Source organism: Burkholderia sp. L-4 (assembly GCF_056856535.1).
In genome coordinates this window covers 972,683-993,937 of the sequence record NZ_JBXEOX010000003.1, presented here as the reverse complement: position 1 = coordinate 993,937, position 21,255 = coordinate 972,683, and the positions used below count along the sequence as shown (strand labels likewise).

Genomic DNA, 21,255 nt, shown 5'->3' with positions numbered 1-21,255 from the left:
CGATGCGCATCAGCCAGCTCGATCTGATCAAGTACGGCAAGTTCACCGACGAGACGCTGCGGTTCCCGCCGGCCCGCGAGGATTTTCACGTGATCGTCGGGCCGAACGAGGCCGGCAAGTCGACGATCCGCACGGCCGTATCCGAGCTGCTGTTCGGGATGAAGCTGCAGACGCCGCTCGATTTCCTGCACAGCACGCCCGAGTTGCGGATCGGCGGCGTGCTGGAGAGCGGTACGAGCGAACTCGTGTTCCACCGTGCGCGCGGGCGCAGTTCGCTGCGCACGCCCGGCGACGACAAGCTGCCCGACGACTATCTGGCGGCGATCCTCGACGGCGCGACGCGTGAGTTCTTCGAGCAGATGTTCGGGCTCGATCACGGACGGCTGGTCGATGGAGGCCGGAGCATTCTCGATGCTTCCGACAAGCTCGGCCAGGTGTTGTTCGAATCGGCTGCCGGTGTCGGCAGTCTCGGGCCGGTGCGCGAGGAGCTCGACGCGCGCGCGCTCGAGCTGTGGGCGCCGCGTCGGAGCGGCAGCGCGTTTGCGTTGGCCGAGACGTCGTTCAACGAAGCCGTGACCGAACTGAAGACGGTCCAGGTCCGCACGCGCGACTGGGTCGATCGCAAGGACGCGCGCGAAGCGGTCGAGCAGCAGATCGAGCAGGCGCGCGCGGAACAGCGCCGGCTCGAAACGCTGCGCTCGAAGCTTGAACGCGTCCGTCGGCTTGCGCCATACCTGAAGGAGCTGACGGTCAAGGATGCGGCGCTGGCCGAACTGGGTGCGGTCGTCGAGTTGCCGCCGACTGCGTATGCCGATCTGCTGAAGGCGCAGGGCGATCTCGCGGCCGAGCAGAAGGTGCTCGAAGAACGTCGCGCCGACCTGCTCGCGAAACGGCAGGCGCGCGAGGCGATCGATGCGGACGCCGGCACGCTGGCGCTCGAAGCCGATATCGAAGCGCTCGATCGGTTGCGCGGCACGTGCATGAATCACGCGCAGGATTTGCTGTTGCTCGGCGCGGATGTCGAGCGGCATGTGTCCGCCGCGTGCGCGGCGGCGGCCCAGCTCGACTGGCCGACGAACGAAGCGTCGCTGCGTGCGTCGCTGCCGACGGCGCTGTCGCTGAAGACGGTGACGAACCTGCTGCGAGAGCACGGCGCGCTGCACCAGGCGCTCGCCGGCGCGCGCGAGTCGCTCGACGAACGCACGCGCGAGCTTGCGCAGGTGCGGGAACAACAGGCGCGACTGTCGACCGTCGACGTGCCGGAGGCGCTGCGCGCGGCGCTGGCCGACGCGCAAGCCTTTCGCAACAGCGGTCAGCGCGAGCAGGCGCTGGCGCACGAGATCGCGGCCGCCGAACGCACGCTGTCGGGTGCGCTCGATGCGCTTGGCCAGTGGCGCATGCCGGTCGACACGCTGCGCGCGCTCGACGTGCCGTCGGCGGCGCGGCTCGGCGCGCTGCTGAAGGAAGACGGCGAGTACGCGAGCGCGGCCGCCGCGGCACGTGATGCGCGGGACAGCGCGCTCGAGGAGCTCGAGCGGCTCGAACTGCAGGAGAAGCATTTCGCGGAGAACCACAAGGTCGTCACGACCGCCGACGTGCTGGCGGCGCGCGCGCGGCGCGATGGCGCGTGGGGCGACATCCGCAATGGCACGGTCGATCTCGCCGCGGGCGCACCGGCGGTCGACGGCGCGATTCGCCTCGCCGACGAACTCGTCGATGCACAGCTCGGCGCGACGCAGGCCGCGGCGACGTTGCAATCGCTGCGTCAGCAGGTCGAGTCCGCGCGTGCGGGCGCGGCACGCAGGCAGGCCGCGCTGGACGAACGCGAGCGCGAACTGACCGCGCATCGCGACGCGTGGGCCGCACTCGCGGCGAGAGCCGCGGTGCCCGGCATGTCGCTGGCGGCGATGGGCGACTGGCTCGCGAAGCGCGAAACGGTGTTCGCCGCGCAGGCGGATCTCGACCGCCAGCGCCGCGAATTCGACGCGCTGCGTGCGGCCCGGGACGGCGCGGAAGCCGCGCTGCGCGCGGCGTTGCGCACGGTATCGCGAGGTGGCGAGCCGGACGGCCTGGCGGCGCTCGTCGCGATTGCCGAGGCCTTCGTACAGTCGGCCGAGAAAGCGATCGCGCAGCAGGATAGCCTGGAAGACCGTGCGCGGGAAGCCGAACGCGGATGCGCGACCGCGCAATCGCGGGCCGGCCACGCGCAAACGGCTTACGACGCGTGGCAAGCGCAGTGGCGCGACGCGCTGGCCGACGCGAAACTGTCCGCGAGCGCGACGACGCTGGCCGCGGCGGAAGGGGCGCTCACGCTCGCGAATACGGTGACGGCCGAACTGGCCGATGCCGACGCGCCGCGCAACCGGATCGCCGCGATCCGCGCGGAGCTGGCCGCGCTCGAGGCCGGCGCGCGGCGGCTTGCGGAAGCGCTCGCGCCGGAATGGCTGGCGAGCGGCGACTGGCCGGACGTGGCGCGCCGGCTGACGATGCGCCTCGCGGCCGCCCGGGAAATCGCGCGTGCGATCGACCGTGCCGACGAAGCCGTGCGGCACGCCGACGGCAAGGTCGCGGACGCGGCCGCCGCGGTGGCCGGTGCGGATGCACGAATCCAGCCGTTGCTTCAACTGGCCGGCGTCGCGTCGATCGACGCGGCGCTGCCGCTGGCCGAGCGCTCGGATCGTCAGCGTCAGCTTCGGCAGGCGGTCGAGGCCGCGCACGAGGCATTGGTGCGCGATGGCGACGGTCTTCCCCGGTCCGCCGTCGAAGCCGAGGTCGCGGAGCAGGACATCGCCGACGTACCGGCGCATCTCGAAGCGGTGAAGCAGTCGCTCGGCGATGTCGGCAAGCGGCTGAACGAGCTGTCGCAGCAGCAGGTCGTGGCCGACCAGGCGTTCGGCGCGATCGACGGCCAGGCGAATGCGGCCGTCGCCGAGTCGAAACGGCAGGAAGCGCTGGCGGCGATGGGCGATGCGGCCGAACAGTATCTGGAGGCGGCCACCGCGAGCCGCTTGCTGAAGTGGGCGACGGATCGCTATCGCGACCAGAAGCAGGGGCCGATGCTCAGGCGCGCGGGCGAGATCTTCGCGGGGCTCACGCTCGGCGAATTCGCGAAGCTGACCGTCGACACCGAACGGACGCCGCCTGCGCTGTATGCGCGGCGTACGAAGGGCGCGTCGGTCGAGGTCGCCGGGCTGAGCGAAGGCACGCGCGACCAGTTGTTCCTCGCGCTGCGGATTGCGGCGCTGGAGCTGCAGCTCGGCAGCCGCATCGCGCTGCCGTTCGTCGCCGACGATCTGTTCATCAATTTCGACGATGCGCGCGCGAAGGCCGGACTCGATGCGCTGCGCGATCTGTCGACGCGAACCCAGGTGCTGTTCCTGACGCACCACGACCACCTGTTGCCGCTCGTGCGGGACGTCTTCGGCGCGCGGGTCAATGTGGTCGAGTTGCAGCGCGCGCCGGCCGGCGCGTGATGCGCGGGCCGGCCGCGATGCCGGTACACGGGAAGGGGCATCGCGTGCAGGTAGTATGAGCGGTTCCGAAACGCACGGGACCGGGACAACCGGTCGCGGGTCTGGCCACACGAGGGGAAAATATGAAAAAGCTGGTAGCCGCCATCGCGTTCGCGGCGGACAAGCATCGCAATCAGCGTCGCAAGGACGAAGAGGCGTCACCGTACATCAATCATCCGATCGCACTTGCCGACGTGCTGGCCAACGAAGCCGGTATCGAGGACGAGCGCGTGATCGTCGCGGCCGTGCTGCACGACACGGTCGAGGACACGGAGACGACCGAGCAGGAACTGCTGCGGCTGTTCGGCAAGGACGTGGCGGACATCGTGATGGAGGTCACCGACGACAAGTCGTTGCCGAAGGAGGAGCGCAAGCGCCTGCAGATCGAGCACGCGTCGACCATCAGCCGGCGAGCGAAGCTCGTGAAGCTCGCCGACAAGATCTGCAACCTGCGCGACATCGCGCGGCATCCGCCCGCGGACTGGCCGCTCGAGCGCAAGCAGGCGTATTTCGACTGGGCGAAGTCGGTCGTCGACCCGATGCGCGGCGTGCATCCCGGTCTCGAGGCGATCTTCGACACCGCGTACGGCGCGCGGCCGGCGGACTGAAGTTCCGGCATGGTATCGGCTCGATCCGTCGCATCCGCCGCGCGACAGGTGCCCGCCGTGGCGGGTGTCGACGTCGGGGGCGACAAGAAGCTGTGCGATCTCGTGATCCTGCGCGGGTCGACGGTCGTCTGCCGCGAAGCGCGGATTGCCCCCGAGGCGATACCCGCGCTGTGTGTTGCCCATGACGTCGTGGCCGTCGGCGTCGACGCGCCGAGCGTGTGGTGGCCACGCGTCGGCCGCCGGGCGGCCGAACAGGCGCTCGCCTGCGAGCGGATCTCGTGTTTTCCGACACCGTCGCGGGAGCAGGCCGTTTCAAGCACGTCGGGCTTCTTCGACTGGATGTTCATCGGGGAACGCGTGTACCGCGCGCTGGCGGATACCTATCCATTGCTGACCGGTGTGCACTATGCGGGTGGTCGTGCGAGTTTCGAGACCTATCCGTATGCGATTACCTGCGCGATGCTGGGCAAGGCGGTGGCGTCCGCGAAGCAGAAGCGTACCCAGCGCCTGCAATTGCTGGAGCGGCTGGGGATCGACGTGTCGATGCTGCGCTCCGTCGATGCGCGAGACGCAACCCTTTGCGCGTTGACCGCGCAATACGTGATCGACGGGAACGCATATGCGTATGGTGACACGGAGGGCGGTTACATCCGCGTGCCGATCGTGAGCGAGGCGATCGTGCTCGACTCGCTATAGCGGCGGCACGTGGCGACTGTGGGGCGGTTGCCACGACAAGGTGAGCTTTTGCGGGAGAGGGGCGGTCTTCCCGGCGCCGATGCCGTAGGCATTGCGTGTCGACCACCAACATCGGGATGGCCGGCGCGCACGGCATGAAGCCGGTGCGCCGCGCGATCCCCGGCGGCACCATTCAGTCCTCGAGGATGGACTTCGGCACGCTGGACAGGTCGCAGGCTTGCGCCTGATCGAAATAGTCTTCGGCGTCGTTGATCATCACGACCGCGACGTCGATCAGCTCGTCGAGCCGTTGCAGCAGCGATTCGCGCCACTCGATGTCTTCATCGCGCGCTGGCGTCTTGTCCAGTTGTTCGATGATCGAATCGGCTGTCTGCAGGAAAGGAATCGCCTGCTGATAGTTCTCGATCGAGACCATCGCCGCGTTACGCGCGCCGACGAGCCGCTCGCGATGCTCGTCCGCCAGTTCGGATTCGCCGCTGATCCGAGGCAATACATCCGAGATGCGTTGGAGAAGCGCCGGCGTTTGTTCTTCCAGCAGGATGGCGCGTTCGCGCAGCGCCGCATATTCGTCGCGAAGATCGGCGTCGCCGGATTGAGTCGTGCTGTCCATCGTCGATAGGGGTGCGTGGTTCGGTCGCGGCATGATACTCGACAGCGCCAGGTTCCTTGTCCGTTCCGCTGCGTTCCATATAGGGGGAAAGACGGGCATACGTCATAGCTATAGCGAACCGCTCGCGTTGCGATTCAGGCCCGTCGAACCCCCAGCCCCCGTGCGCGGCAACGCACGGGGGCTTTTCCAACTTTTTTCACAAGGGGCTTGCGCGGGCGGCGCGAGGTGCATAGAATCACGCCTCTTTCGCGCTCACGGAAACGCGGCGCGGAAGGAAGGGAAGCAGTGCGGTTGGGGCCCGGCAGGAGCGGCCTCGGCGGTACGGAAGTTGAGCCCCGCGGTCGCAACGACGTAGTGCAAAAAGTTGTTGACGAACTGCGAAACACGGTTCATAATCTCGCTTCTCTGCTGCTGAAAACGCAGCGCTGCCGGGAAACACGATGTTCCTCGCAGATTGCTCTTTAAAAATTAACAGCCGATAAGTGTGGGCGCTTGATGACAGCGAGCTGATCCTCGGATCAGATAGCGAAAGTATCAAGAGTCTCACACTAAAGTAAGTCAGGTTTATGAAGTGATTCATATTCCTGTCAGCTTTGAGTGAGCGACCGGTTCTTAACCGAACCGAAAACAGTAACAGGTTTAAACTGAAGAGTTTGATCCTGGCTCAGATTGAACGCTGGCGGCATGCCTTACACATGCAAGTCGAACGGCAGCACGGGTGCTTGCACCTGGTGGCGAGTGGCGAACGGGTGAGTAATACATCGGAACATGTCCTGTAGTGGGGGATAGCCCGGCGAAAGCCGGATTAATACCGCATACGATCTACGGATGAAAGCGGGGGACCTTCGGGCCTCGCGCTATAGGGTTGGCCGATGGCTGATTAGCTAGTTGGTGGGGTAAAGGCCTACCAAGGCGACGATCAGTAGCTGGTCTGAGAGGACGACCAGCCACACTGGGACTGAGACACGGCCCAGACTCCTACGGGAGGCAGCAGTGGGGAATTTTGGACAATGGGCGAAAGCCTGATCCAGCAATGCCGCGTGTGTGAAGAAGGCCTTCGGGTTGTAAAGCACTTTTGTCCGGAAAGAAATCCTTGGCTCTAATACAGTCGGGGGATGACGGTACCGGAAGAATAAGCACCGGCTAACTACGTGCCAGCAGCCGCGGTAATACGTAGGGTGCAAGCGTTAATCGGAATTACTGGGCGTAAAGCGTGCGCAGGCGGTTTGCTAAGACCGATGTGAAATCCCCGGGCTCAACCTGGGAACTGCATTGGTGACTGGCAGGCTAGAGTATGGCAGAGGGGGGTAGAATTCCACGTGTAGCAGTGAAATGCGTAGAGATGTGGAGGAATACCGATGGCGAAGGCAGCCCCCTGGGCCAATACTGACGCTCATGCACGAAAGCGTGGGGAGCAAACAGGATTAGATACCCTGGTAGTCCACGCCCTAAACGATGTCAACTAGTTGTTGGGGATTCATTTCCTTAGTAACGTAGCTAACGCGTGAAGTTGACCGCCTGGGGAGTACGGTCGCAAGATTAAAACTCAAAGGAATTGACGGGGACCCGCACAAGCGGTGGATGATGTGGATTAATTCGATGCAACGCGAAAAACCTTACCTACCCTTGACATGGTCGGAATCCTGCTGAGAGGTGGGAGTGCTCGAAAGAGAACCGGCGCACAGGTGCTGCATGGCTGTCGTCAGCTCGTGTCGTGAGATGTTGGGTTAAGTCCCGCAACGAGCGCAACCCTTGTCCTTAGTTGCTACGCAAGAGCACTCTAAGGAGACTGCCGGTGACAAACCGGAGGAAGGTGGGGATGACGTCAAGTCCTCATGGCCCTTATGGGTAGGGCTTCACACGTCATACAATGGTCGGAACAGAGGGTTGCCAACCCGCGAGGGGGAGCTAATCCCAGAAAACCGATCGTAGTCCGGATTGCACTCTGCAACTCGAGTGCATGAAGCTGGAATCGCTAGTAATCGCGGATCAGCATGCCGCGGTGAATACGTTCCCGGGTCTTGTACACACCGCCCGTCACACCATGGGAGTGGGTTTTACCAGAAGTGGCTAGTCTAACCGCAAGGAGGACGGTCACCACGGTAGGATTCATGACTGGGGTGAAGTCGTAACAAGGTAGCCGTATCGGAAGGTGCGGCTGGATCACCTCCTTTCCAGAGCTTCTCGCATAAGTTGAGCGCTCACGCTTATCGGCTGTAAATTTAAAGACAGACTCAGGGGTCTGTAGCTCAGTCGGTTAGAGCACCGTCTTGATAAGGCGGGGGTCGTTGGTTCGAATCCAACCAGACCCACCATTGTCTGGCGGTAGGTACCTGAGGCATCTGTACTCATGGGGGCATAGCTCAGCTGGGAGAGCACCTGCTTTGCAAGCAGGGGGTCGTCGGTTCGATCCCGTCTGCCTCCACCAATCACCAACGCTAAGTGCTTGGTTCACACGCTGAACCGAGAATTTTGCATTGGCGATTGAGCCAGTCAGAGGATATCAACAGATATCGGCTGTCGTTCTTTAACAATCTGGAAGAAGTAAGTAATTTGGATAGCGGAAGCGTCTTGAGATGGACGTGAAAACTATCCGGGTTGTGATTGTATCGATGTATCTCAAGATGATTCGAACTCTATGTTTGACTCAATTTGGAATACGGCACAACGCGAGAACTCAACCTGTAGCGGCTGTCGAGAGACAGACTCGTTATAGGGTCAAGCGAACAAGTGCATGTGGTGGATGCCTTGGCGATCACAGGCGATGAAGGACGCGGTAGCCTGCGAAAAGCTACGGGGAGCTGGCAAACGAGCTTTGATCCGTAGATGTCCGAATGGGGAAACCCACTCCTTTTGGAGTATCCATGGCTGAATACATAGGCCATGCGAAGCGAACGCGGTGAACTGAAACATCTAAGTAACCGCAGGAAAAGAAATCAACCGAGATTCCCAAAGTAGTGGCGAGCGAAATGGGATGAGCCTTGCACTCTTTATTTGTATTGTTAGCCGAACGCTCTGGAAAGTGCGGCCATAGCAGGTGATAGCCCTGTAGGCGAAAACAGTATGAAAGAACTAGGTGTGCGACAAGTAGGGCGGGACACGTGAAATCCTGTCTGAAGATGGGGGGACCATCCTCCAAGGCTAAATACTCGTGATCGACCGATAGTGAACCAGTACCGTGAGGGAAAGGCGAAAAGAACCCCGGGAGGGGAGTGAAATAGATCCTGAAACCGCATGCATACAAACAGTCGGAGCCTCGTAAGGGGTGACGGCGTACCTTTTGTATAATGGGTCAGCGACTTACGTTCAGTAGCAAGCTTAACCGTATAGGGCAGGCGTAGCGAAAGCGAGTCCGAATAGGGCGTTCAGTTGCTGGGCGTAGACCCGAAACCAGGTGATCTATCCATGGCCAGGATGAAGGTGCGGTAACACGTACTGGAGGTCCGAACCCACTAACGTTGAAAAGTTAGGGGATGAGCTGTGGATAGGGGTGAAAGGCTAAACAAACCTGGAAATAGCTGGTTCTCTCCGAAAACTATTTAGGTAGTGCCTCGTGTCTCACCTTCGGGGGTAGAGCACTGTCATGGTTGGGGGGTCTATTGCAGATTACCCCGCCATAGCAAACTCCGAATACCGAAGAGTGCAATCACGGGAGACAGACATCGGGTGCTAACGTCCGGTGTCAAGAGGGAAACAACCCAGACCGCCAGCTAAGGTCCCCAAATATAGCTAAGTGGGAAACGAAGTGGGAAGGCTAAAACAGTCAGGAGGTTGGCTTAGAAGCAGCCACCCTTTAAAGAAAGCGTAATAGCTCACTGATCGAGTCGTCCTGCGCGGAAGATGTAACGGGGCTAAGCTATATACCGAAGCTGCGGATGCGAGCTTTGCTCGCATGGTAGGAGAGCGTTCCGTAAGCCTGCGAAGGTGCGTTGAAAAGCGTGCTGGAGGTATCGGAAGTGCGAATGCTGACATGAGTAGCGATAAAGGGGGTGAAAGGCCCCCTCGCCGTAAGCCCAAGGTTTCCTACGCAACGTTCATCGGCGTAGGGTGAGTCGGCCCCTAAGGCGAGGCAGAAATGCGTAGCTGATGGGAAGCAGGTCAATATTCCTGCACCATTGTTAGATGCGATGGGGGGACGGATCGCGGAAGGTTGTCCGGGTGTTGGAAGTCCCGGTCGCTGCATTGGAGAAGGCGCTTAGGCAAATCCGGGCGCGTAATTCAAGGGTGTGGCGCGAGCTCCTTAGGGAGCGAAGCAATTGGAAGTGGTTCCAAGAAAAGCCTCTAAGCTTCAGTCTAACGATGACCGTACCGCAAACCGACACAGGTGGGCGAGATGAGTATTCTAAGGCGCTTGAGAGAACTCGGGAGAAGGAACTCGGCAAATTGGTACCGTAACTTCGGGATAAGGTACGCCCTTGTAGCTTGACTGGCCTGCGCCAGGAGGGTGAAGGGGTTGCAATAAACTGGTGGCTGCGACTGTTTAATAAAAACACAGCACTCTGCAAACACGAAAGTGGACGTATAGGGTGTGACGCCTGCCCGGTGCCGGAAGATTAAATGATGGGGTGCAAGCTCTTGATTGAAGTCCCGGTAAACGGCGGCCGTAACTATAACGGTCCTAAGGTAGCGAAATTCCTTGTCGGGTAAGTTCCGACCTGCACGAATGGCGTAACGATGGCCACACTGTCTCCTCCCGAGACTCAGCGAAGTTGAAGTGTTTGTGATGATGCAATCTACCCGCGGCTAGACGGAAAGACCCCATGAACCTTTACTGTAGCTTTGCATTGGACTTTGAACCGATCTGTGTAGGATAGGTGGGAGGCTATGAAACCGGAACGCTAGTTTCGGTGGAGCCGTCCTTGAAATACCACCCTGGTTTGTTTGAGGTTCTAACCTTGGCCCGTGATCCGGGTCGGGGACAGTGCATGGTAGGCAGTTTGACTGGGGCGGTCTCCTCCCAAAGCGTAACGGAGGAGTACGAAGGTACGCTAGGTACGGTCGGAAATCGTGCTGATAGTGCAATGGCATAAGCGTGCTTAACTGCGAGACCGACAAGTCGAGCAGGTGCGAAAGCAGGTCATAGTGATCCGGTGGTTCTGTATGGAAGGGCCATCGCTCAACGGATAAAAGGTACTCTGGGGATAACAGGCTGATACCGCCCAAGAGTTCATATCGACGGCGGTGTTTGGCACCTCGATGTCGGCTCATCTCATCCTGGGGCTGTAGCCGGTCCCAAGGGTATGGCTGTTCGCCATTTAAAGAGGTACGTGAGCTGGGTTTAAAACGTCGTGAGACAGTTTGGTCCCTATCTGCCGTGGGCGTTGGATATTTGAAGGGGGCTGCTCCTAGTACGAGAGGACCGGAGTGGACGAACCTCTGGTGTACCGGTTGTCACGCCAGTGGCATCGCCGGGTAGCTATGTTCGGAAGAGATAACCGCTGAAAGCATCTAAGCGGGAAACTCGCCTTAAGATGAGATATCCCTGGGGACTAGATCCCCTTGAAGGGTCGTTCGAGACCAGGACGTTGATAGGTCAGGTGTGTAAGCGCAGTAATGCGTTCAGCTAACTGATACTAATTGCCCGTAAGGCTTGATCCTATAACAAGTCTGCCTTGTAGATCGGCGCCGTGTGAAAGCACCGGCCGCAAGATCCAAGCGACAAGTTGGATTCTCGTGTGTGATACACACAACTTAAAATTACTGCTTCTTCCCAGATTGGTTCTGTTGGCCACGCCAGCAGAACAACCCCCTTTGCCTGATGACCATAGCGAGTCGGTCCCACCCCTTCCCATCCCGAACAGGACCGTGAAACGACTCTACGCCGATGATAGTGCGGATTCCCGTGTGAAAGTAGGTAATCGTCAGGCTCCCTAAGCCAGGAACCCCCGCCCGAAAGGCGGGGGTTTTTGCATTTCGGCGACGGAAATGCACGTCGGCGCAGAAAGGTGCTCGATTCATCGCATCCATTCGACGACATCCCGACTCAAGATACGACGACCGTAAATTCGACCCCCGATTCAAAGTCCAGCGTCGTGGTCGAAAACCGCGGATCGTTGTCCAGGTATTGCTTGTAGGGTCGAACGGCATCCTCGGCTGTGTACATGTTGTCGGCAAGCACGACCGATCCCGGGCGCAGCAGGTGCTCGATCTGCTTGAACAGTCTCAGATAAGCGTCGGCCCAAACGTCGATGAATACCAGGTCGAAGGCCCCGTCCAATTCGGCAACGGTCTCGAATACGTCGCCCTCCCGCAAATCGACATAAGCGTCCAGGCCTGCCGTTTTGGCGTGCGCGCGCAGATGTGCGCACTTGAGCGTGTCGCGCTCGGTCGCGACGACCACGCCGCGGCCCAACATGCGCAGCGCCTCCGCGAAATACAGCGTGGACACGCCGCGGGAACTGCCGAGCTCGAGGATTCTGGCCGGCCGTTGCGAAAGCACCATGTTGCGCAGGAATCTTCCCGTTTCCGCCGACACGGCCAACGATAGCGGGCTGCCTTCCGAGGACTCGAAGTCTTCGCTGGACAACCCGAGCATTTCGAGAAACCGTCCCCGCAGCCGGGGAGCAAGCGCCTCGTATTCGTCGCCGAGCGTCAGGAACGCTTCGTTCGATCCCTGGAACTGCGCGCGTGCGCGCGCGATGATTTCGGCTCGGCTCTCCTCATGAAGCCTTTGCAGAAGAGCGATGGTGGGTGGAGTCATGTGCATTCCCTGGAGAGATTGATGAGGTCGACGACGCATCCAGCGACTGCTCCCTCCGCCGGGTTTCCCGCGCTGAGGTTCGGCCGCCGACCAACCGGCGATGCTACGTGCTTCGGGCGAGCGTGATGGCGCGTTCCGGACACGCCGTCACGCAAAGCCCGCATGACCGGCACGCATGCGCATTCGGCGTGTAGGCGACTTTCATTCCATGCACGCGCAACTTCAGGCGATGCATCATGCCGAGGCCGACGTAGTCGGACTGATCGATGCGCCGGATCTCGAATACGTTTTCCGGGCAAACGGTGACGCAATCCCCCTTGCCTTCGCAACGTTTCAGGTCGACGACCGGCGCAATCACCCCCGGCTTCTGTTTGCAGCTGCCCGTGGATCGTTCGCGCATGTTCACTCTCCCGTGCGCGGGTTGCTGCCCGATCGCCACGCGGCCCGAAAACGCTCGCGCTCTTCCGGCGTCATCGATTCCCACTTGCGCCAGTGGCGTCGGCCGTGCCAGCCACGGTGTCCGCGGAATCCGCCGAACAGAATGCGGCTCAACACGAGCAGGCCCAGCGCATGGGCGAAGTCGATCGTCCGGGCGCCGACGAATAACGCCGGCATCACCCAGTTCCACAGCATCATGACGACCCATCCGAGCACGCCTATGGCGATCACCACGAGCAGTGCCTTGCCGGCACATCTGATTCGAAAATTCATCCGTCGACTCCGTTAGTTGTCCAGTTCGTCATAAATGGGCTGCAGCCGGGCGCGCAGATGCAGGACCGCATAGCGTTTGCGCGCGAGCAGGGTATTGAGCGCGATACCGCTTTGCGCGGCCATCTCCTTGAAGGACTGCCCTTCCAGTTCATGCGCGATGAAAACCTCACGCTGATTGGCGGGCAACTCGTCGAGCGCATCCTGCAACGCCTTGAGCACCAGCGTGCGGGCGTAGAGCGCTTCGGGGCCGGCATCGTGCGCCGGTAGCGCGAGGTCCAGCCGATACTCGCCGTCCGGTTCGTCTTCGGCTTCGAGCAGATCGGTCAGCGGCTGCTCCTTCTTCTTGCGAAAACGATCGATGATGCGGTTGCGCGCGGTACGGAACAGCCACGCGCTCGCCTGCTCGATCGGGGCAGGCAGCCGATACGCCTGCACGAATTCGTAAAACACATCCTGCAGGATGTCCTCGGCATCGTCCGGGTCGCGTATCCGGCGCCGGATGAAGCTCACTAGCCTCGATCGTTCACGCATCACCGTCGCCGTGATGTCGCGGTCTGGGTCGGTCATCATGTGCGAAGTGGGTGGCGATTCCATGCCTGTGAAGACGTTTCAGGCGCCTGGATATTGTGGCGCCGGTGAAAATCCGCTGCTGAACGCTTTCCCTCGACGCACCACGGACAGTCGGCACGATAGTCCGATCTCGCCGAATCGACCCCGTCTTTTCCGACTTCGCAGCCCTGCCAACCTCTCGTCTGAACTGGTCAGGCCAGTCAGGCCTTAAGTTCCCGCCACCGCTGTCGTTAAACAGGACGTTGCCGGCCTTCGGCAACCCCATTCAAATAACGCGGTAACGGAGATCGAAGTCATCATGCTGTCCTCGATTCGTGCTCGGATACTTGCGACCTGCGTCGCCATCGTGGTCACGGCGCTGGCCGTGACGGGCGGACTGGTCTATTACGTCGTCAAGAACCACAACGACGAGGCCATCGACCAGAACCATAAGTCGATCCTCGCCGGCCACGCGCTCGCGATCAACGAATGGGTGGCCAGCAGGGCGCGGGCGACCCAGGCACTCGCCGACACGATCGCGATCGGCGAAGGCGACCCGCTGCCGGCATTGAAACTGCTCGGCAAGTCGGGTGGCTTCGAGGTGCTGACGCTTGGCTTGCCGGACAAGACTGCGTTCTCGAACGTCCCGCTCGCGCCCGGCTACGATCCGACCGCACGGCCCTGGTACAAGCAAGCCGTCAGCGCGGGCCAGCTGGTCGTGACGGCGCTCTACCGTGATGCGACGACCGGCAAGCCGGCCGTCGCGTTCGCGGTGCCCGTGGTGCGCGACGGTGCCGTGAAAGGCGTGCTGGCCGCCAGCCTGTTCATGGAGAGCGTGAGCGCGATCGTCACCTCCGTTCACCCGACACCGGCGAGTTTCGCGTTCCTGGTGGACAAGAGCGGGCGCGTGATCGCGTCGGCGAAGACCGACCTGATCATGAAACCTGCGACCGGCCTTTCGCCTGTGCTCGACTCCGATCACCTCGGCGCGCTGCAAACGGCGTCCGCGCCTGTCGCGGTCGACATCGACGGGGCCACCAAGCTGGTGCGCGCACAGCCGATCGCAGGCACCGACTGGTCGCTGGTCCTCGCGCTCGACAAGGCCGACGTGACGGCCGGCATGCGTGCGGTCGCGACCACGACGCTGGCTGCCATCCTGATCGTCGCGGTCATCGCGGCGGCGCTCGTCGGCGCGATGACGAACGCGGCCTTCAAGCGCATCCTGCTGGTTCGCGATGCGCTCATGGACGTCTCGAGCGGCAGCGGCGACCTGACGAAACGCCTGCCCGCCGACGGCGCGGACGAAGCCGCGCAGATCGCGCATGCGTTCAACCTGTTCGCCGAAAAGATCAGCACGATCCTGCTGCAGATTCGCGAATTCAGCGAATCCGTCAACCTCGCGAGCGCCGAGATCGCACAGGGCAACCAGGATCTGTCGAGCCGGACCGAACATGCGGCGTCGAGCTTGCAGGAGACGGCCGCCGCGCTCGAGGAAATCGCCGGCACGGCCCGCAACTCGGCCGATGCCGCCAGCCAGGTGAGCCGTCTGGCGGAATCCGCGTCGACTGTCGCGTTGCGCGGCGGCTCGGTCGTGAGCGAGGTCGTGTCGACGATGAACGACATCACGCAAGCGTCCGGCGAAATCGCCAACATCGTCGGCGTGATCGACGGCATTGCGTTCCAGACCAACATCCTCGCGTTGAACGCCGCCGTCGAGGCAGCACGCGCGAACGAGCACGGCCGCGGCTTTGCGGTCGTCGCGGGCGAGGTGCGTGCACTCGCACAGCGCAGCGCGCAAGCCGCCAAGGAGATCAAGCAGCTGATTCACTCGTCGGTCGAGAAGATCGAGGGCGGCTCCGGACTCGTCCAGACGGCCGGGGCGACGATGGACGAGATCGTCGAGGGCGTGCGCGGCATCACGGGCGTGATCGCCGAAATGACCGTGGCGGCGAAGGAGCAGAGCACGGGGCTCGAGCAGGTGAATCAGGCCGTGTCGCATCTCGACGATGCGACGCAGCAGAATGCGGCGCTCGTCGAGCAGTCGGCGGCCGCGGCGACGTTGTTGCGCGAGCAGGCTGCCAGGCTCGCGCAGACGGTCGGCGAGTTCAAGCTCGCGGACAATCGTGCGTCGGCGTTGCAGCCCGCTTGACGACGCGCGTATCGGCTACCCGACATTCGCGGCATGGACGGGTGCGACACCTTCACCTGTGCGCGAATGTCCGGACAGCCGGAACCGGGCGCAGCCTACATGACCTGCGAAGCGTGCCCGGCGACGATGCGCCAGCCCGTGCTCGAGCGGCGCCAGAGGCGCGTATAGGCAAACGTGCCGTCGAACGCGATGCCGTCGAAATGGCCGGCGAGTGTCGCTTTCGTCGTGGTCAGGATCATCGCGTCGATCGCGCAGGCGCGCATTTCGTGGACGTCGAGTTTCTCCAGGCGCAGCAGCTTCGCACGATGCGCGGACAGGTCGTCTTCCTTGGAAAGGATCTGGCCGGTCGGGACGGTGAACACCAGATCGTCGTCCAGCAGCGTATCGAGCGCGTCGACGTCGTTGACCAGCATCGCCGCACGCAGCGCGGTTTCAAGCGGTTCGATGACAGTACGGATTGCATCCATGTCGGATCCTCGCTTCATCCCCGAAGGGTTGCACACGCAGCGGCGGCGGATAAAACCTACCGCGCATTCGACAGCGATTGACGCCGGACCAGCATCACCACGCAGATGCCGATCGACGCGATGACGTTGACGACCGGATAGAACGCGACCGCGCCACGCCACGTGTTCAGTGCCAGCAACGCCAGCGCGTACTTGAGCACGCACAGCGCGAAATAGGCGAGGCTTTCGCTCCACGGATCGCGGATCGTCTTGCGCACGGTCGGGCCGAGGCCGGCAAGCTCGATCAGCGTGACCAGGCAGATCGAGATCGTCGGGTCGTCGGTCAGCATCCACAACGGCACGGCCGACAGCGCCGCGCCCAGAAAAACCCAGTCGAGGCCGGTCCAGCCGCGATCGCCGCGAAAGATGCTCGCCACCAGCGTCAGAAGGCACGTGACGGCAATCGCCGCCGTGCACCATGCGGACGGCCCCGCGCCTGCAGCGAACTGGCCGGCCGCCGCGATCGCGGTGACGACCGACCAGACGAGCCACGTGAACAGATGCGGGCGAACGGTGCGCCGGTAGATCGCGAGCGCGTACGGAACCGCCGCCAGCAGGGACACGGCCGTGCCGATCACGCCAAAGACCGAAGCGGCACCCTGATCGATACTCCCCATCGACGCAACCTCGTGCGGACTGGCCGACCAGTATGTGGTCGGACGGCGCGGGGCGCAACGTCGTGCCGACGCAATGTTGCGTCGCGTTTTCACGCAGGCTCGCACCGGAATGCCGAAGCAACCACCTCCAAAACGAACGGCGCCGCGATCGTGACGCGGCAGGAAAACCCCGCTGCACGACGATCGAATGGATAGAAATAACCTCGTCAGTGAGAAGAAAAACTGTTCTTTCAAATCTCCTTTTGATCACCGACAGTTGGCCGACCGGACGACTGCCGCGATGCACGGCGGTCATGGGCCGAGGTCGTGGCCGCCAACGTCCGTCGTCGGGTCGAAGCCGGGCGGAGCACCCCACACAAGCGCCGGGTCGTCACAACGGAGCCTTGAATGAACCCAACTTCAGCAGAAAGCCGTCAGCACGCGGACTGGAGACGTCTCGCGGCGCAGGTCGTCCCGAGAACGCTCGCGCATATCGGCGGGCGCGGCGTGCCGGCCCGCAGCGGGCGGACATTCGCCGCGATCAATCCGGCGACCGAGGCCGTCATCGCGGAAGTCGCGTCGTGCGACGCGCCGGACGTCGACGATGCGGTGCGCGCCGCGCGCCACGCGTTCGAATCCGGCGTCTGGTCGCGCTGCGCGCCGGCCGAGCGCAAGCGCGTGCTGTGCCGGCTCGGCGAGCTCATCGCCGCGCATGGCGAAGAGCTCGCGCTGCTCGATTCGCTCAACATGGGCAAGCGCGTCGCGGACGCGTTCGGCATCGACGTGCCGGCCGCGGGCGGCCTGTTCAGTTGGTATGGCGAAGCCGTCGACAAGCTGCACGGCGAAGTCGCGTCGGCTGATCCCGGTAACCTCGCGGTCGTCACGCGCGAACCGCTGGGCGTGGTCGGCGTGGTCGTGCCGTGGAATTTTCCGCTCGACATGGTCGCGTGGAAGGTGGCGCCGGCGCTTGCCGCCGGCAACAGCGTCGTGCTGAAGCCGGCGGAACAGTCGCCGCTGTCCGCGCTGCGTGTCGCGGAGCTGGCGCTCGAGGCCGGCCTGCCGCCCGGCGTGCTGAACGTCGTGCCGGGTGACGGCGAGACCGCGGGGCGCGCGCTCGGACTGCATCCCGACGTCGACGTACTCGCGTTCACGGGATCGACGGCCGTCGGCAAGAAATTCCTCGAGTACGCCGCGCAGTCGAACATGAAGCAGGTGTGGCTCGAATGCGGCGGCAAGAGCCCGAACCTCGTCTTCGACGATGCGGACGATCTCGATCTCGCCGCACGCAAGGCGTGCTTCGGCATCTTCTTCAACCAGGGCGAAGTGTGTTCCGCGAACTCGCGGCTGCTGGTCCAGCGCTCGATCCACGATGCGTTCGTCGACCGGCTGATTGCGCATGCCGCTGCATTCATGCCGGGCGATCCGCTCGATCCGTCGAGCGGGATGGGCGCGATCGTCGACGAGCAGCAGCATCGGCGCGTGCGTGAATGGATCGCGCGCGGCCGCGACAGCGCGACGCTCGCGATCGGCGGCGGCGCACCGCGTGTCGACGGCAAGGGCTACTTCATCGAACCGACGATCTTCATCGACGTGCAGCCGGACGACGCGATCGCGCGCGAGGAAATCTTCGGACCGGTGCTGTCGGTGATGGCGTTCGACACCGAGGACGAGGCCGTGCGGCTCGCGAACGATTCGATCTATGGGCTCGCCGCGTCGGTGTGGACCGGCAGCCTGTCGCGCGCGCATCGCGTATCGGGCCGGCTGCGGGCCGGCACGGTGTCCGTCAACACGGTCGATGCGCTGAGCGCGCAGACGCCGTTCGGCGGGTTCCGCCAGTCGGGCTTCGGCCGCGATCTGTCGCTGCACGCGATCGACAAGTACACGGGCCTGAAGACGACCTGGATCAGCTACTGATTCGGCCCGGCGGGCCGCCAATGGCCGCGCCGGGCGGCACGACCGCGCTTTTATCCCTACAACGCACCGGAGACTTGCCCATGAATGCCCCCCACTTTCCGCATCGTACGACCCAGGACTATCAACGCAGCGACGCCGCGCATCACCTGCATGCATTCGTCGACCAGAAGGCGCTGAACGAGGAGGGCGCGCGCGTGATGGTGCGCGGCGAAGGTGTATATCTATGGGACAACGACGGCAACCGCTATCTGGACGGCATGTCCGGGCTGTGGTGCACCAACGTCGGTTATGGCCGCCCGGAGCTGGTCGACGCCGCCGCGCGGCAGATGAAGGCGCTGTCGTACTACAACATGTTCTTTCATACGACGCACCCGTCGGTGATCGAACTGTCGGAGCGGCTGTTCGCGCTGCTCGGCAATCGCTTCAGCCATGTGGTGTATACCAATTCGGGTTCCGAATCGAATGAGGTACTGATCCGCACGGTACGGCGCTTCTGGGACGTGATGGGCCAGCCGGCGAAGAAGGTGCTGATCGGCCGCGTGAACGGTTATCACGGGTCGACGGTCGGCAGCGCGTCGCTGGGCGGCATGGCGTTCATGCACGAAATGGGCGACCTGCCGATTCCGAACGTTACGCACGTCGACGAACCGTACTGGTACGCGAACGGCGGCGACCTGAGCCCCGAGGCATTCGGCAGGCAGGCGGCGCTGTCGCTCGAGCGCAAGATCCTCGAGATCGGTGCGGACCGCGTCGCCGCCTTCGTCGCGGAGCCGTTCCAGGGGGCGGGCGGGATGATTTTCCCGCCGGACGGCTACTGGCAGGAGATCGAACGCATCTGCCGCCAGTATGACGTGCTGCTTTGTGCGGATGAAGTGATCGGCGGCTTCGGCCGTACCGGCGAGTGGTTCGCGCATCGTCACTTCGGCTTCGAACCCGACCTGATCTGCATGGCCAAGGGGTTGACGTCGGGTTATGTGCCGATGGGCGGCCTGATCATGAGCCGGCGCGTCGGCGATGCGCTGGTCGACAAGGGCGGCGTCTATGCGCACGGCTTGACGTATTCGGGGCACCCGGTCGCGGCCGCCGTCGCGCTGGCGAACCTCGACGTGCTCGAGCGCGAGGGCCTCGTCGAGCGGACGAGGACGGATACGGGCCCGTACCTGCAGAAGGCGCTGCGCGACGCATTCAACGGTCACCCGCTCGTCGGCGAGATTCAGGGCGTGGGCGCGGTCGGTGCGATCCAGTTCGCGAAGGACAAGGCGACGCGCGAGCGCTTCGAGAACGAGGCCGACCTGACCTGGCACAGCCGGACGGTCGGTTTCGAACTCGGTGCGATCGTGCGATCGACCAACGGCCGCCTGATCGTTGCGCCGCCGCTGGTGATCGATCATGCGCAGATCGACGAACTGGTCGGCACGATGCGCAAGGCGGTCGATGCGACCGCACGCGAAGTGCTCGGGATCGACTGCTGACCGGTCGAGCGGCGCGCTTTCGTTCGGCGACTGACTGCTCCGCGGCGCCGGTGCCAGCGTGAGGTGACAACCCGAATGTTCGAAGCGCACCGCGTGCGCTTCGCGCGTCAAGGCTCCGCTTTTGCCGCATGCACGTCGCGGCGAAACGCGCCGGGGCTCGTGCCCGTCCACTTGCGGAACGCGCGATGGAACGCGCTCGGCTCGGTGAAGCCGAGCTCGGCCGCGATCTCCGCGACGCTGAGCGCGTGAGCGCGCAGCAGCGACTGGGCCAGCGCGCCGCGCAGCTCGTCCTTGATCGCAGCGAAGCTCTGCCCTTCGCTGCGCAGGCGCCGCCGCAGCGTCGCCGGCGTCGTGCCGAGGCGCACGGCCAGCGCGTCGAAGTCGGGCCACTCGGCGGCCGGCAGCGCTTTCAGGTGCGCGCGCGTTTTCGCGACCCAGCCGGTGTCGTGCCGGTAGCGAACCAGCAGGTTGCCGGGCGCGCCGCGCAGGAAGGTTTTCAGTGCCTGCTCGGAACGGATCGTCGGCAGCGCGAGATACGCGGCGTTGAACGCGAGCCGGCTGTCGGGCCGGTCGAAATGCACGGGGACGCCGAAGAACTGGTGATAGTCGCTGCGCTGGTCGGGGCTCGGGCACGCGAAATCGATCCGTTGCAGCGGAATGCGCCGGCCGGTCAGCCAGCACGCGACGCCGAGCAGGATCAGCCAGAACGTGCGGTAGGCGAACGCCGGATAGGGTGCGCCCGTCTGCGTCAGCACGATTTGCGCCTGCCCGCCGGCCACGACGAGTTCGCCGTGCGGTTCGTCGAGTACCACGCGAAGGAACTGCAGCGCGCGGCGCAGCGCCTGCTCGAGCGTGCCGGCGTGCAGCACCGCGTGGCACAGCAGCGTGAAGCTGCCTCGTCGCATCGGGCGCGCGGCGAGGCCGAAGAATTCGTCGTCGAGCGTGCCGGCGATCGCCAGCCACAGCCGGCCGTACTGTTGCGGCGTGACGGGCTCGCGCACGGCGGCCGGGAGGCCGGCGGCGTGCAATACCGGTTCCGTCGGCAGGCCTTGCCGGCGCAGGCACGCGAGCGCATCGTCGACGAAATCCGGCGAAATCATCTGCGGCCCCATTTTTCTGCGTCCTCCCGACATGGCAAAAGCGATCACGATTCTAGATTCTGTTTGTCATTGAATGCAATGTGCGGGCTGTCTACTATCGATGTATGCCCCGTCGCGCTCCTGGCTCGACGG

Annotated in this window: 14 protein-coding genes, 2 tRNA genes and 3 rRNA genes; 11 read left to right on the top strand and 8 right to left on the bottom strand. The window is 63.3% G+C overall.

All coding sequences use genetic code 11. From position 1 onward, the window contains the following. Positions 1-2: 2 nt before the first annotated feature. The 3 genes from AC1VVG_RS34950 to AC1VVG_RS34940 all read left to right on the top strand — a co-directional run bounded on the left by AC1VVG_RS34950 (position 3) and on the right by AC1VVG_RS34940 (position 4,816). Positions 3-3,473, top strand: a complete 3,471-nt coding sequence (locus AC1VVG_RS34950) for an ATP-binding protein (protein WP_482837630.1) — start codon at positions 3-5, stop codon at positions 3,471-3,473. A gap of 122 nt (positions 3,474-3,595) precedes the next feature. Next, positions 3,596-4,120, top strand: a complete 525-nt coding sequence (locus AC1VVG_RS34945) for an HD domain-containing protein (protein ID WP_034191123.1) — start codon at positions 3,596-3,598, stop codon at positions 4,118-4,120. Positions 4,121-4,129: 9 nt separating this feature from the next. Beyond that, positions 4,130-4,816 carry a DUF429 domain-containing protein gene (locus tag AC1VVG_RS34940; RefSeq protein ID WP_034191124.1) on the top strand — a complete coding sequence of 229 codons (687 nt, stop codon included), beginning with the start codon at positions 4,130-4,132 and terminating at the stop codon, positions 4,814-4,816. A gap of 172 nt (positions 4,817-4,988) precedes the next feature. On the opposite strand, the gene AC1VVG_RS34935 is transcribed toward AC1VVG_RS34940, so the two are convergent. After that, entirely contained in the window at positions 4,989-5,426 is a 438-nt protein-coding gene (locus AC1VVG_RS34935; protein ID WP_226194352.1) for an ATPase, read from the bottom strand. Between the two features lie 641 nt (positions 5,427-6,067). Here AC1VVG_RS34935 and AC1VVG_RS34930 point away from each other — a divergent pair. From AC1VVG_RS34930 to rrf, 5 genes are all read left to right on the top strand, one after another. Beyond that, positions 6,068-7,600 (top strand): 16S ribosomal RNA (locus tag AC1VVG_RS34930). Between the two features lie 64 nt (positions 7,601-7,664). Then, positions 7,665-7,741, top strand: a tRNA-Ile gene (locus AC1VVG_RS34925). Between the two features lie 37 nt (positions 7,742-7,778). Then, positions 7,779-7,854, top strand: a tRNA-Ala gene (locus AC1VVG_RS34920). 288 nt (positions 7,855-8,142) lie between these two features. Next, positions 8,143-11,024: ribosomal RNA gene (locus tag AC1VVG_RS34915) — 23S ribosomal RNA — on the top strand. A 156-nt stretch (positions 11,025-11,180) separates the two neighbouring features. Continuing rightward, a 5S ribosomal RNA gene (gene rrf / locus AC1VVG_RS34910) occupies positions 11,181-11,293 on the top strand. The 16S, 23S and 5S rRNA genes sit together here with 2 tRNA genes alongside, the layout of an rRNA operon. A 116-nt stretch (positions 11,294-11,409) precedes the next feature. Here rrf and AC1VVG_RS34905 read toward each other — a convergent pair. From AC1VVG_RS34905 to AC1VVG_RS34890, 4 genes are all read right to left on the bottom strand, one after another. Continuing rightward, positions 11,410-12,126, bottom strand: coding sequence for an O-methyltransferase (locus tag AC1VVG_RS34905; protein WP_034190693.1), 717 nt, complete (start codon positions 12,124-12,126; stop codon positions 11,410-11,412). A gap of 103 nt (positions 12,127-12,229) precedes the next feature. Further along, entirely contained in the window at positions 12,230-12,526 is a 297-nt protein-coding gene (locus AC1VVG_RS34900; RefSeq protein WP_034190682.1) for a 4Fe-4S dicluster domain-containing protein, read from the bottom strand. Between the two features lie 2 nt (positions 12,527-12,528). Further along, entirely contained in the window at positions 12,529-12,837 is a 309-nt protein-coding gene (locus tag AC1VVG_RS34895; RefSeq protein WP_034190681.1) for a hypothetical protein, read from the bottom strand. 12 nt (positions 12,838-12,849) lie between these two features. Next, positions 12,850-13,431: an RNA polymerase sigma factor gene (locus AC1VVG_RS34890; protein WP_175902134.1), complete on the bottom strand. Its 582-nt coding sequence runs from the start codon at positions 13,429-13,431 to the stop codon at positions 12,850-12,852. A 274-nt stretch (positions 13,432-13,705) separates the two neighbouring features. Between AC1VVG_RS34890 and AC1VVG_RS34885 the strand changes: the two genes are divergently transcribed. After that, positions 13,706-15,535 (top strand): methyl-accepting chemotaxis protein, encoded by a 1,830-nt coding sequence (locus tag AC1VVG_RS34885; protein ID WP_034190680.1) that lies wholly within the window; start codon positions 13,706-13,708, stop codon positions 15,533-15,535. Between the two features lie 95 nt (positions 15,536-15,630). Here the strand turns inward: AC1VVG_RS34885 and AC1VVG_RS34880 are convergent, their stop codons facing one another. Both AC1VVG_RS34880 and AC1VVG_RS34875 read right to left on the bottom strand, forming a co-directional pair. Next, positions 15,631-16,002 (bottom strand): nuclear transport factor 2 family protein, encoded by a 372-nt coding sequence (locus tag AC1VVG_RS34880; protein ID WP_482837629.1) that lies wholly within the window; start codon positions 16,000-16,002, stop codon positions 15,631-15,633. 56 nt (positions 16,003-16,058) lie between these two features. After that, on the bottom strand, positions 16,059-16,658 hold the full coding sequence (locus tag AC1VVG_RS34875) for a hypothetical protein (protein WP_034190678.1): 600 nt from the start codon (positions 16,656-16,658) through the stop codon (positions 16,059-16,061). Positions 16,659-17,045: 387 nt separating this feature from the next. Here AC1VVG_RS34875 and AC1VVG_RS34870 point away from each other — a divergent pair, with 387 nt between their 5' ends. Further along, complete coding sequence (locus tag AC1VVG_RS34870; protein WP_482837628.1) at positions 17,046-18,551, top strand: aldehyde dehydrogenase; 1,506 nt, start codon at positions 17,046-17,048, stop codon at positions 18,549-18,551. Between the two features lie 80 nt (positions 18,552-18,631). Then, a complete protein-coding gene (locus tag AC1VVG_RS34865; RefSeq protein WP_482837627.1) occupies positions 18,632-20,023 on the top strand; it encodes an aspartate aminotransferase family protein in 1,392 nt (463 codons plus the stop codon). A gap of 107 nt (positions 20,024-20,130) precedes the next feature. Here AC1VVG_RS34865 and AC1VVG_RS34860 read toward each other — a convergent pair whose 3' ends face one another. Next, positions 20,131-21,135: an AraC family transcriptional regulator gene (locus AC1VVG_RS34860; RefSeq protein WP_049029564.1), complete on the bottom strand. Its 1,005-nt coding sequence runs from the start codon at positions 21,133-21,135 to the stop codon at positions 20,131-20,133. Positions 21,136-21,255 lie beyond the last annotated feature (120 nt).